Source organism: Pseudarthrobacter sp. DSP2-3-2b1 (genome assembly GCF_049895945.1).
Lineage (GTDB): Bacteria > Actinomycetota > Actinomycetes > Actinomycetales > Micrococcaceae > Arthrobacter.
In genome coordinates this window covers 389,183-401,269 of the sequence record NZ_JAFCTI010000001.1, presented here as the reverse complement: position 1 = coordinate 401,269, position 12,087 = coordinate 389,183, and the positions used below count along the sequence as shown (strand labels likewise).

At 67.2% G+C, this 12,087-nt stretch carries 13 protein-coding genes; 5 read left to right on the top strand and 8 right to left on the bottom strand.

What is annotated here, in order from left to right; translation table 11 throughout:
• Positions 1 to 83 precede the first annotated feature (83 nt).
• On the bottom strand, positions 84 to 479 hold the full coding sequence (locus ACP7AX_RS01660; protein WP_426225155.1) for a hypothetical protein: 396 nt from the start codon (positions 477 to 479) through the stop codon (positions 84 to 86).
• Between the two features lie 289 nt (positions 480 to 768).
• Here ACP7AX_RS01660 and ACP7AX_RS01655 point away from each other — a divergent pair, with 289 nt between their 5' ends.
• Positions 769 to 1,872 (top strand): methyltransferase, encoded by a 1,104-nt coding sequence (locus tag ACP7AX_RS01655; protein ID WP_426225297.1) that lies wholly within the window; start codon positions 769 to 771, stop codon positions 1,870 to 1,872.
• Between the two features lie 19 nt (positions 1,873 to 1,891).
• On the opposite strand, the gene ACP7AX_RS01650 is transcribed toward ACP7AX_RS01655, so the two are convergent.
• The 5 genes from ACP7AX_RS01650 to ACP7AX_RS01630 form a co-directional block, all read right to left on the bottom strand.
• A complete protein-coding gene (locus ACP7AX_RS01650) occupies positions 1,892 to 2,641 on the bottom strand; it encodes an ArsR/SmtB family transcription factor (protein WP_426225154.1) in 750 nt (249 codons plus the stop codon).
• Positions 2,642 to 2,692: 51 nt separating this feature from the next.
• On the bottom strand, positions 2,693 to 4,150 hold the full coding sequence (locus ACP7AX_RS01645; RefSeq protein WP_426225153.1) for an FAD-dependent monooxygenase: 1,458 nt from the start codon (positions 4,148 to 4,150) through the stop codon (positions 2,693 to 2,695).
• Positions 4,151 to 4,322: 172 nt separating this feature from the next.
• Complete coding sequence (locus tag ACP7AX_RS01640) at positions 4,323 to 4,757, bottom strand: DUF2177 family protein (protein ID WP_426225152.1); 435 nt, start codon at positions 4,755 to 4,757, stop codon at positions 4,323 to 4,325.
• Positions 4,754 to 6,622, bottom strand: coding sequence for an AMP-dependent synthetase/ligase (locus tag ACP7AX_RS01635; protein WP_426225151.1), 1,869 nt, complete (start codon positions 6,620 to 6,622; stop codon positions 4,754 to 4,756). Before ACP7AX_RS01635 ends, ACP7AX_RS01640 begins: the two co-directional genes overlap by 4 nt.
• Complete coding sequence (locus tag ACP7AX_RS01630) at positions 6,619 to 7,101, bottom strand: MarR family winged helix-turn-helix transcriptional regulator (protein ID WP_426225150.1); 483 nt, start codon at positions 7,099 to 7,101, stop codon at positions 6,619 to 6,621. The genes ACP7AX_RS01635 and ACP7AX_RS01630 overlap by 4 nt, the downstream gene beginning before the upstream one ends.
• Positions 7,102 to 7,220: 119 nt before the next feature.
• Between ACP7AX_RS01630 and ACP7AX_RS01625 the strand changes: the two genes are divergently transcribed.
• A complete protein-coding gene (locus ACP7AX_RS01625; protein WP_426225149.1) occupies positions 7,221 to 8,087 on the top strand; it encodes a DUF1295 domain-containing protein in 867 nt (288 codons plus the stop codon).
• Here ACP7AX_RS01625 and ACP7AX_RS01620 read toward each other — a convergent pair.
• Positions 8,084 to 8,422, bottom strand: a complete 339-nt coding sequence (locus ACP7AX_RS01620; RefSeq protein ID WP_426225148.1) for a YciI family protein — start codon at positions 8,420 to 8,422, stop codon at positions 8,084 to 8,086. The genes ACP7AX_RS01625 and ACP7AX_RS01620 overlap by 4 nt on opposite strands.
• A 105-nt stretch (positions 8,423 to 8,527) precedes the next feature.
• On the opposite strand from ACP7AX_RS01620, the gene ACP7AX_RS01615 reads away from it, so the two are divergent.
• The 3 genes from ACP7AX_RS01615 (at position 8,528) to ACP7AX_RS01605 (ending at position 11,260) form a co-directional block, all read left to right on the top strand.
• On the top strand, positions 8,528 to 9,526 hold the full coding sequence (locus ACP7AX_RS01615) for a squalene cyclase (RefSeq protein ID WP_426225147.1): 999 nt from the start codon (positions 8,528 to 8,530) through the stop codon (positions 9,524 to 9,526).
• Positions 9,527 to 9,717: 191 nt separating this feature from the next.
• Positions 9,718 to 11,112 (top strand): OFA family MFS transporter, encoded by a 1,395-nt coding sequence (locus ACP7AX_RS01610; protein ID WP_426225146.1) that lies wholly within the window; start codon positions 9,718 to 9,720, stop codon positions 11,110 to 11,112.
• A 1-nt stretch (position 11,113) separates the two neighbouring features.
• A complete protein-coding gene (locus ACP7AX_RS01605) occupies positions 11,114 to 11,260 on the top strand; it encodes an MFS transporter small subunit (protein ID WP_426225145.1) in 147 nt (48 codons plus the stop codon).
• Between the two features lie 79 nt (positions 11,261 to 11,339).
• Here the strand turns inward: ACP7AX_RS01605 and ACP7AX_RS01600 are convergent, their stop codons facing one another.
• Complete coding sequence (locus ACP7AX_RS01600) at positions 11,340 to 11,807, bottom strand: DUF2199 domain-containing protein (RefSeq protein ID WP_426225296.1); 468 nt, start codon at positions 11,805 to 11,807, stop codon at positions 11,340 to 11,342.
• Positions 11,808 to 12,087 lie beyond the last annotated feature (280 nt).

The following is a 12,087-nucleotide window of genomic DNA, read 5'->3' as shown; positions in this document are numbered from 1 at the left end:
ACTCCTACATTTCCAGCCTGCGCGTGCTGCCGGAACACCGCTAGGGGCGAACGTCCTTGGCCTGCGCCCGCAAGGCCAAGGAGCTACTGCCCCGTTCGCAGGACAGTGCCACCCAGTTTTTGCTGGATGAGTTTCGGGTCAGGGGATACGACGGTCCAGTTCTTGCCGACATTGATTGAACCCCGGTCGGTCGGCTTCCACAGATCCACCTGTGCCTCCAGGGACACGTCGTTGCTGTAGACCGCCAGCGATAGGTCCTCGCTGCAGCTTCCGGACGAGGCGGAGTACTTGGCGTCGTTATGAAGGACCAGCTCCGGGCACAGCAGGCCGGCGGAGGTAACAGCTTCCTTCAAGTCGCCGAGCGTCTCGAACGTTCCACCATCCGCCGGTGGAGCCGGCGGCGTGGGGCCGGAAGCAGTGCATGCCGCCAAGGAAAGAGCCGTAATTGCCAAGGCAGCGCCCACAGTAAACCGGTTCATATCTGGTCCCCCATCCGAGTGGTTTCGTCCCTCCAGCGTACGGCCCGCCCGCGTCCTCCCGGGGCGGTCTGCCCCGGGGCGGACGGCGGCTGGCGGCGGTCCCCAACACGGCGCCCCTGTATCCTGACGAGGCAGGGTGAATGGCCAATCGGCCCGCCGCCATCATCACTTTCCGCGGCCCCCGCGACTCTTGGAATGGATCCACATCACCGATACGCCAGCTTCCGTGGGAACTCCGACGCCGGTCCACGACCACGCGCGCACAGCTGCGGCGGGCGATCCCGCCGTCGTGACGTGGGTGGAGGCGGGTGGGAGCCTGACCGCGCGCTGGCGTTCGGCCAACGGCAGGCCTGCGCCGACGCGCGTCGAAGTGGTGGACGACTCCCTCACGGCCGATGAGGCGAACCGGATGGCGTCACAGGGCATCGCGATGCTCTGGCACGGTGACTTCCACAACGCGCGGCAGATCCTCAACGCCCTGGACCGCCGGATCGGCGCCGGAAAGAAAAAGCCCGCACAATCCCCGGCCGAGAAGTTCTACCGGCACCGCCAGTCCCGCTCGCACCGTGCACGCATTCTCGGACTTCTGCTGGTTCCCCTTGATCCGGGCCCGGTGGTGCCGCTGCGCCGCGCACCGGACATCCGGGAGGCCGCCGCCGGAGCGTACGGCGAAATAGGCGAGTCTTCCGTGGTGTCCCTGCATGAGCTTGTGGGGGCAATCGGCGCCCACGAGTGGCGGCGGAACGGCGTGTATGTCGACGCCCTGCAGGGCCGCATCCACCCGCACTACGGCACGTTCTTCCCCACCCGGAGTGAGTATGTGGATCTCGTCGCTGCCGCACCGCTGCCCGCTGACACGCTGGCGTTCGACGTCGGAACCGGGACCGGGGTGCTCGCTGCCGTCCTGGCGCGCCGCGGCGTTCACCGCGTGGTGGCGACGGACAACGAACCGCGTGCCATCGCCTGCGCCACTGAGAATTTCCGGAACCTCGGTTTCCAGGACCATGCCGAGGCCGTCCTGACCGACATGTTCCCGCCCGGCCGGGCGCCGCTGATCGTCTGCAACCCGCCCTGGATACCGGCCACGCCGCACTCCAGCCTGGACAGCGCCGTCTACGATCCCGGGAGCAAGATGCTGTTCCGGTTCCTGAACGAACTCCCCGACCATCTTGAACCGGGCGGCGAGGGCTGGCTCGTCCTCTCCGACCTCGCCGAGCACCTTGGCCTGCGCTCGCGTGAGGATCTCCTGGCCGCCATCGAAGCAGCAGGGCTGAAGGTGGTGGACCGGCTGGACACCAAGCCAACGCACCCGAAGGCATCGGACCGCGACGATCCGCTGTTCGAGGCGCGCGCGGCCGAGGTCACATCCTTATGGCGGCTTGTTCCCCGCTAAGCCCGCCGCCAGGTGCACATCAGGTGTACATCAGGGATCCCGGGGTGGTGAGGAGCTCGCCGGTTTCCAGCCAGGTCTTCAGGCCCGAGAGGATCATCGGCCAGCCGCCGTAGAGCTGATCGTTGGCGCCTTCGCGGAGTTGGTCGTGCGTGACGGTGAGGCGGCAGGAATCTCCCACAGGTTCGATCTCCCACGTGATGCGGGAGGTGCCTTCGGCCTTGACGTCCTCGCCCCAGAGCGCCGTCATGGTTTGGACCAGCTTCCGGGGCGGGTCAACTTCGATGTTCTCGCCCTCGCCCAGCAGCTCCCCGCCCCGGGGTGCCATCTCGAAACGTGACCCGGGTGTGAAGTCGGAGGTGATGACGGCGCCGAACTGGTACTTGCTCCGGATCTCGCCGTCCGTGATGGCCTCCCAGAGCCGTTCCGGGGTGGTCTTGATGTAGATTTCGAAGATCTTTTCCATGGGACTTTCCAATCTGGTTTTGAGGTCGCTGAGGCCAGCGGCCCATGGTTCGGCATATTTGCTCACCCAGCGGTCGTGGACGAGCCGGATGGGCACCGGATTCAGGAAATGGAGTTTCTCCCGTCCCCGACGGCGGGTCACCACCAGGCCGGCATCCTCCAGCAGCCTGAGGTGCTTCATGACCCCGTAGCGGGTCATCTCGAAGTGCACCTCGAGTGCGTGCAGGGTCTGCCCGTCTTCCCGGAAAAGCTCATCGAGGAGCTCCCTGCGGGTGGGGTCGGCGAGGGCCTTGAATACGGCGTCCACGGTTTAAGAATAGGTGACTGATTGGTCACATGTCTAGGGTCGACGGCGGTGCTAGTGACGTGCGGGCCCGAACCACTTAACGAGTGCGTCCGTCAGCCCCTGCCGGGTCCCGTCTCCGGTCCACGCCACGTGCCCGTCCGGCCGGATCAGCACAGCCGCCGGGGCACTGACCGGACCGATCACCGGAAGCTCCCACCCGCCGTCGTACGTTGCGTCCACCTGCTGCACCCGGTCCGCCCAGCCGCCCGCGTCAATGCTGCCCGGCGCGCCGAGGTTGAGCAGCACCGCACGGGCACGGTGCAGCAGGGTGAATAAGCGGACGGGACCGTTGGCGGTGACGACGTCGAGATCGGGCATCCGCCGCCCCAGCAGCGGGTGCCCCTCGCCGAAGTCGTAGCGGACGTCCAGCCCGGAAATGAGCCCGGCCACCCGTTTCCGGGCCTCATCGATGGTCAGCAGGTCTGCCACCGTCTCGGCCAGCGCGCCCACACGAGGATCGGCCTTCTGCATGATCGCCTGCGCCATGGTGTGTTTGAGCGCGCGGGCCCCGGCGGGGTGCCGCTCGGCGTGATACGTATCCAGCAGGCTGTCCGGTGCCGTGCCGTTGACCACCTCCGCGAGCTTCCAGCCCAGGTTCACCGCGTCCTGGATGCCGAGCCCGATCCCTTGCCCGCCCGACGGGGAATGGATGTGCGCGGCGTCCCCGGCCAGCAGCACCCGGCCGCTCCGGTAAGCAGCGGCCTGGCGCGTGGCGTCGGTGAACCGCGAAATCCAGGTGGGGGAGTGGACCCCGAAATCGGTGCCGTAGATGTCGGTCAGCGCCTTGCTGAGGTCCGCCAGGCCGGGCTCCGTGGCCGGTCGAAGGTCCTTCTCGGTCACCACCACGCGCGTGGTCCGGCCGTCCTCCATCAGGTGCAGCCCGTGGACTCCCACCTCGTCGATGCGCATACCGGCGGGTGTCTCCGCGGTCACCTGCACCTCGGCGATCAGGCTGCTCCGGGTCGCATCCCAGCCGGGAAATCCGATGCCTGCAGCCTTGCGGACCGCACTCCGCCCGCCGTCGGCGCCCACCACGTACAGTGCCCGCATCGATCCGCCGCCGGCGAGCTGCACATCCACCCCGCCGTCGTCCTGGGTGAGGCCGGCCACGTCCTGCCCCCGGCGGACCGTCACCCCCAGCTCCTCGATCCAGCCGGCCAAAATCCGCTCGATCCGGTTCTGCCACAGACCCAGCGTGTAGGGATGCCGGGTGGGAAAATCGCTCATGTCCAGCATCGTGGTCCCGAAGAACGCCGCCTGGACGGGCTTGCCCTCGGTGAGGAACCGGCCGGCAATCCCGCGCTGATCGAGGATTTCGATGGTCCGCGCGTGGAACCCGCCGGCACGCGAGCCCACCAGGTCCGGCGTCGGGCGGCGCTCCACGATCACTGCTTCCACCCCGGCCAGCGCCAGTTCGCCGGCCAGCATCATCCCGGTGGGACCGCCACCCGCAATGAGCACGTCAACCATCGCCAACCCCGCCTTTTCACGCCCTGTGCGCGCGCTTCCTGTGCGCGCGTCTGAGCCAGTGTGCGGCATGGCCGGGGCCTTGCCGCAAGCCCCCGGGTGGGGGATAGATTGGAAGTGGAGGGACGTACGACGGCGGCGCCCGGCCTGGGTGCCAGCGCTCAGGCCGGGGCACTCAGTCCGAGGCGCGTTCCTTCGCAAGCCGTGACCGCAGCAGCGTGGCCGTGAGCCAGGTAACCACACTGCAGGCCAAGACACCCCAGGCGATGTCGGTCAAAGCAACGAGCGCCGGGAAGTCCTTCAGGACGGCGAGCCCGGTCAGCGCCCACGTGGCGTAGGTGAAAAAGCCGAACAGCCCCGCTCCGGTCACCCGTTGCCGCAGCGTGGCGTCAGGGTTGTTGGGCTGGACGCCATAGTGCACCATCCCCGCCACAAAGATGACGTAGAAAGCCACGGCGCCCGCCACATTGGGGCTGTCCGCGAGCAGCACGCCGATCTGGCTTTCATACAGCCTGCTGGCCACGGTGGTGATCCAGACGACGTCGAGGACGGCGAAAACCACGGCGGCCACCGCGTAGGAAAGCAGCCACCTCTTGACGTTGGTGCTCATGCTTGGCTCCTTGTCTCGGCGTAGAGGTTCTCCACGATGTGGCGGGCGCGTTCGGTGAAGGCGCCGCGCTTGAGCTTCATGGTGGGGGTGACGTTTCCGTTGGTTTCGCTTAGATCGGCGAGCAGCAGCACAAACCGCCGCACCTGCTCGGAACGGGCGATCTTCGCGTTGGCTGCACTGACCGCCTTGCCGACGGCGTGGAGGAGCCGCGCGTCCTCGATCTGGACGGCGCCGCCGTCGTCCGGGATCCGCAGCCCGGCGAGATCGGCGATGCCCTCCCGCTCCGCCCAGGCTGCGACGGACTCCGGATCCAGCAGCACCAGCCCGCCGAGGTAGGGCTTGCCTTCACCCACCATGACGGCGTGGGCCACCAGCGGATCGCCCTCCACGTAGCCTTCCCAGATGGCGGGGGAGATGGTTTTGCCGCCGGCAGTGACAATAACATCCTTGATCCGGCCCTTGAGGGTAAGCCGTCCCAGCTCATCGAGCTCGCCGAGATCGCCGGTGCGGAAGAACCCGTCAGTGAAGGCATCCGCATTGTCGGACGCCCTTCGGTAGCCGGCGAACACACCCACGCCGCGGGCCAGCACCTCGCCCTGGTCAGAGAGGCGCACGGTGGTGCCGGGCATCGGGACGCCCACGGACCCTGCGCTGATCGCCCCGGGCATGTTCCCGGTCAGCGGCGCGGTGGTCTCGGTGAGGCCGTAGCCCTCGATGACCGGCAGGCCCAGGCCGCGGAAGAACAAGGACAGCTCGGCGTCCAGCGCGGCGGCGCCGGACAGCAGGTAGTCCAGGCGCCCGCCCACCAGCGTCCGGAGGCGTGCGTAGAAGAGGCGGTCGAACAGCGCGTGCCTGGCACGCAGGCCGAGCGGGGCACGCACGGCGGTGCCGGCGTCGTGCGCTTCGGCGAACCGGCCCCACTCCACCGCGGTGCGCTGCGCCACCGCCCACACCCGGCATAGGCGCTTCTTTGCTGCGGCGGCAGCGGCGGACGCCTGGATCTTCTGCAACACGCGGGGGACCACCACCAGGAAGGTGGGCTTGAGGGCGCCGAGGGCGGGCACCACATCGCGGGGATCGGACAGGTGCGCGATGCGCATGCCGTTGGCCAGGCAGATCAGCTGCAGCCCGCGGGCCAGTACGTGGGCCATGGGCAGGAAGATGATGGTGTTGCCGCCCTCGCGGACCACTTCGGTGTAGGCGGCGGCCACGTTCAGCACCTGGCCCACGAAGTTGCCGTGGGTGATCAGGGCACCTTTCGGCGCGGCGGTGGTGCCGGAGGTGTAGACGATGGTTGCTACCGAGTCCAGGTCCGCGAGCAGGCGCCGCTCCTCCACGGCGCTGTCCGGAACTCCGGCGCCGAGCAGCACCAGGGCCTCCAGATCTGCGCCGGGCCGGGCGTCCATGGTCCAGACGCCCAGGGCGCTGATCCCGGCATGCCCGAATCCCTCCTCCAGCAGGAGGGCCTGCCCGGCGCTGCCGGCTACCGCCAGCCGCACGCCGGCATCGGTAAGGATGGCCGTCACCTGGGGCAGGGCGGATGTCTCGTAGATGGGGACCACGACGGCGCCGGCGAACCATGCTGCCATGTCGGCCAGCGCCCATTCGTAGCGGGTGGGGGACATGATGGCCAGCGATTCGCCCGGCTGGAGGCCGGCGGCGATGAAGCCCTTGGCCAGGGCGCGGACCTCATCGACGAACTGCCCGGTGGTCACCTGCCGCCAGGGATCGGTGATGGGGGCATCCGCGGCGCGCACCTCGAACGCGACGTGGCCCGGGGAGGACCGGGCCCGCTGCATGAGCAGTTCGGTGGCGTTGCGGTGGCCGGAGGTGGCAACCAGCGGCGGGGAAGTGAACTCTCTCATCCGGCGTCCTTCTCCGAAAGTGTCTGCAGGTGGTCCTGCATCTGGTGCTGCGCGGCATCAAGGAAATCCGCCACTGCGGCCTGGTGGGTTGCAGGGAGCGCGTTGAGGTAGGTGCTGGTGGCGGTGACCAGCGGCCGCATCAGGTCAAGAATCTTCTTCGTGGCGGCCGGGGTGGCGTTCACGTGGACCTGGCGCCGGTCCTCGGCGCCCCGAAGGCGGGCCACGTAGCCGTGCGGTTCAAGCCGGCTGATGATGGCGGTTGTGGTGGCCGGCGTCGCGCCTAGTTCCCCGGCCAGCCTGCCCACCGTCACCGGGCCCAGCTGGGCCAGCACGGACAGGGCACGGTAATCGGTGAGGTTCAGTCCAAGCCTGCGGGCCACTTCCCGCTCGGTCTCGTTGGCGAGATTGAACATGTTCTGGAGCGTGAACGCCGCTGGGTGAACGGGCGGACCTGCGGTTCCACCTACTTGCATTTGCATGGATCAACCCTACCCAATATTGTTAGATGTTCAAACAGGATTGAATAATAGCTGTACTAGTGGATAGCCTGCCTAGGTGTTCCTGCCGGCGAACGCGCCGCTCTGCGAAAGGAAGCTTGATGAAGGATTCGGACCGTAAAGCGCTGATCATCCTCCCGGTGGTGGTGGTCATCGGCGTGCTGGTGGCCGTGGCCGGCAGCCAGGGCGGTGCCACTGTGGGCGGCTTCCCGCTGTTCGGCATTGGGGTGGCGGCCGCATTCCTGATCCAGTGGCTGGCATTCATTCCGGCTTTCAAAGCGCAGACCGAAAAGTACTACGACCTCACCGGGGCCCTGACCTACATCTCCATCACGGTTCTCCTGGTTCTGCTGACCCCGGGAGTGGATGCGCGGGGGCTTCTCCTGGCAGCCATGGTGGTGGCCTGGGCAGCGCGGCTGGGCAGCTTCCTGTTCCGCCGGGTCAGGAAGCACGGCAAGGACGATCGTTTCGACGAAATCAAGCCCTCCTTCGTCAGGTTCCTGAATACCTGGACCGTGCAGGGGCTCTGGGTTGTCCTCACCGCGGCGGCGGCCTGGATCGCCATCACCAGCGCCACCCGCGTGGCGCTGGACTGGTGGGCCTTGGTGGGCGTGGTGGTGTGGGCTTTTGGCTTCGGCATTGAAGCAGTGGCGGACAGCCAGAAGGGCCGGTTCAAGGCGGACCCGGCCAACAAGGGCAGGTTCATCTCCACCGGCCTGTGGTCCAAATCCCGCCATCCCAACTACTTCGGCGAAATTGTGCTCTGGATCGGCGTGCTGCTGATCGCCGTGCCGGTGCTGGAAGGCTGGCAGTGGGTGGCGCTGCTGTCCCCGGTTTTCGTGGCGTTTCTCCTCATCAAGGGCAGCGGCATCCCGCTGCTGGAGAAGAAGGCCGATTCCAAGTGGGGCGGCCAGGCCGATTACGAGGCCTACAAGAGCAGTACGCCTGTGCTGATTCCCAAGCTCTAACTGGCGGGGTCGTACCCGAACTCGCGGAGCTCCTGCGAGCAACGGCAGGCCACCGCGATCTTCCCGGCCCACTCCACCGCGTCCTCGCGTGTAGGCAGTTCCAGGACAAGGAACCCTCCGTTGAGCGTGCTGCCCGGATAAATCTCGCTGCTCACTGACCCGTCGGCGGAGACCAGTACGGGATCGACGTTCTCCTCGATCCCTCCGCCGAAGACATAGACGCCGGCAGCCTTCGCCTCCTCGATCACGGCGTGGGACGTGGCGGTGACAATGGGAAGCTCCTCTTCAGTGAGCACCATGGCTTCGCTGGGGAAGGAGATCAGGTATTTGGTCATGCCTCGATGGTGCCCGAGGGCGGGCCGGACGGCAACGGTAGGCCGGCACAGGGGTGCGCATGGTTTCAGGTGGCAAACGGGCGGTGCCGTGCTAGTCTCCCCGCTATGGCCGTGGATCCCGCCCTTCTTGACTGGATGCTTGACTCCGACCCCGCGCTGCGCTGGCAGGTCCAGCGGGACCTCGCCGGTGAGCCCCCGGAGGTGTGGGAGGCAACGCGCGCCCGGATCGCCACCGAGGGGTTCGGTGCCCGGCTGCTCGCGCTGCAGGATCCGGACGGGCAGTGGGCGGGCGGGGCGTACTTCCCCAAGGACTTCGACTTCGACGGCCCGGAAGCGGCTGACGGTGCCGGGCAGCCGTGGACCGCCACCACCTGGTCCCTGAACGCCCTGCGCGACTGGGGCCTGGATGCCGCGGCCCTCACCGGGACCGCCGATCTCCTGGCGGTCAACAGCCGCTGGGAGTATGACGGCCTGCCCTACTGGGGCGGCGAGGTGGACTGCTGCATCAACGCGTTCACGCTTGCCAACGGGGTGTGGCTAGGCGCGGACGTTGCCGGAATTGCCCAGTGGTTCCTGGAGCACCAGATGGCCGACGGCGGCTGGAACTGTGAGTGGGTGGAGGGGTCCAGACGGTCCTCTTTCCATTCCACCATCAATGTACTGAAGGGGCTGCTCTACTACGAGATGGCGGCAGGCGGCAGCACTGAGCTGCATGCCGCCCGGCGCACCGGCGAGGAGTACCTGCTCAAGCGCCAGCTGCTGTATAGCCGGTCCACGGGGGAGTTCGTGGGACCGTGGGTGGCCCGGTTTGTGTACCCGTCCCGCGCGTTCTACAACGCGCTCAGCGCGGTGGACTACTTCCGGGCGGCTGCACTGCACGACGGCGGCGGGCCGGATCCGCGTCTGGCCGCAGCCATCGAGGCGATCCGGTCAGGCCGGGAGGCGGACGGGACATGGCTGCAGGAACGGCGCCATCCGGGGCGGGTCTGGTTCGAGGTGGACGTACCCCCGGGCGAACCGTCCAAATGGCTGACCTTCCAAGGGGCCCGCGTGCTGGACTGGTGGGACGGAGCAGTTCCCTCCCCGGCCGGGTGGGGTTCCTGACGCGGGCATCCTGAGCCTTCCGCTGGGCCGCCGAGTTACCGTTCGTCGTGAATCTCCTACCGCCCGACGCTTAATTCATACGTTTGCTTAGTATCTGCACCATGATTGCCGGAGGCGTTTTACCCGTTGCGGGTCTTTCGCCTCCAGATCGCTGGACACCGACGTACAGCGACAGGCAAGAGGGAGCACATATGGGCTGGCTGGACCGTGAACGAACCGTAGCCCCGCCGGGATTCAACCGCTGGCTGGTGCCGCCCGCGGCGCTCGCCGTCCACCTCTGCATCGGCCAGGCCTACGCCACCAGTGTCTACAAGACGGCACTGGTCAAGCACTTCGGGGCCAGCCTGACCGAGATCGGCGTGATCTTCTCCATCGCCATCGTGATGCTGGGCCTTTCCGCTGCGATCATGGGCACCTGGGTGGACAAGAACGGCCCGCGGAAGGCGATGTTCACCTCGGCCATGTTCTGGGCCAGCGGCTTCCTGATCGGCTCGCTGGGCATCTTCACCAGCCAGCTGTGGCTCGTCTACCTCGGCTACGGCGTGGTGGGCGGCATCGGCCTGGGGATCGGCTACATCTCGCCGGTGTCCACCCTGATCAAGTGGTTCCCGGACCGGCCGGGCCTCGCCACCGGCATGGCCATCATGGGCTTCGGCGGCGGCGCGCTGATCGCCAGCCCCGTCTCCACCGCGCTGCTGAAGATGTACGATCCGAACTCCGGCGCCCAGGGCTGGGTGGCCAGCGGCGACGCCGTGGGCAAGCTCTTCCTGACCCTCGCCGTCGTCTACCTCGCGTACATGCTCTTCGGCGCGTTCACCATCAGGGTCCCCGCCGACGGCTGGAAGCCGGCCGGGTTCGATCCCGCCAAGGTCAAGGCCGCCACCCTGGTGACCACGGACAACGTCTCCGCCAGGAACGCCGTGAAGACCAAACAGTTCTGGCTGGTCTGGATCGCGCTGTTCTGCAACGTCACCGCCGGCATTGGCATCCTGGAACAGGCGGCGCCGATGATCCAGGACTTCTTCCGCCAGCCCGACGGCGTGTCCCTGGTCAGTGCCGCGGTGGCCTCCGGCTTCGTGGGGCTGCTCTCGATCGGCAACATGTCCGGCCGCTTCGCCTGGTCCGCCACCTCTGACGTGACCGGCCGGAAGCGCATCTACATGGTGTACCTGGGTGTCGGCGCGGTGCTGTACACGGTGCTGGCTTTGGGCGGTTCCAGCAGCACGTTCCTCTACGTAACGCTGGCGTTCGTCATCATCTCCTTCTACGGCGGCGGCTTCGCCACCGTCCCGGCCTACCTGCGCGACCTGTTCGGGACCTTCCAGGTGGGTGCCATCCACGGCCGCCTGCTGACGGCGTGGTCCGCCGCCGGCATCGCGGGGCCGCTGATCGTCAACGCGTTCCTGGATGCCCAGGGCAAACCCGGCCAGCTGGACGCCGCGTCCTACCAGCCGGCGCTGCTGACCATGGTGGGGCTGCTGGTGATCGGCTTCGTGGCCAACCTGCTGGTCAAGCCGGTCCACGCACGATTCCACGAACCCCGCCCCGAACGCGAGCGGCCGCACGAACCAGCCATGGAGGCCTGAGATGAGCACAACACACACCCCGGGCGCGCAGGCGGCGCCGGCGAAAGTATCCACCGGACGGCTGGGCGTGGCCTGGGCCCTCGTGGGGGTGCCGCTGGCGTACGGCGTCTACGAAACCCTGACGCGGGTGGCCGCGCTGTTCGGCTGAGCCGCCCTTCCCGTAGTGCCGCGCGCCGCCGGGGTCGACCGCGGCGAACGTCCATGGCTGCGGGCTGGCCGTTGCTGAATCAGGGTAGTGACGTCAGGATGTCATGTGGCCACTCCTTGGTTAGCACCTCGTTCAGCTCCTCGTTCGAGCTGGACACGCAGTAAGGAGTCTGGTCCACGTTCAGGACAGCCAAATCTACTGGCACGGCGAACAGATCCCAGGGCTGGATCCTGTTGGCCAGGTACCCGGTGAGTTTGAGGTCGGCGTACTGAGGCGCGTTCCAGACCCTGCAGGCGTGCTGGAGGTCATCGGGGTGGATGGCGATCCAGACCCCAAACCGGAACTCGTGGCCGCCCTGCAGCTTGATCGGAAGCAGGGCACGGACGAAAGGACTGATATTCGGGATCTGCATGAGTGTGGCCTTGTTGGGGTCAGGGTCGCTCAGCCAGCTGTCCTCGACCCGGTGCTGTTCAGGGCTCTCCAGCACAGGATCCGGGAGACGGAACCGAACATCTCTATCGTGGGCCGCTAGAGCTTGCCCGCACATCCCGCACGTCCGTTTCTTATCGAACATCCATCCCCCAATTTTGTAGTTGCTCAGGTGAGTCTACGACGCAACTCCGTGCGAAATAGCGCAAGGTAGCGCGGCCTGAAAAGAGTGACTCTTCGCCGAAATTCCACGCGGGTACGCTTCGGGTCCCCAGCTGACTTGGCAGTACCCGGAGGTGTCCGTGACCACGCCGAGGTTCTGTCAGCCCGTTGACGTAGCTGTAGCTGTAGCTGTAGCTGTAGTCGGTTGTGTTCCGCGTCAGACCCAGGGTTGCTCT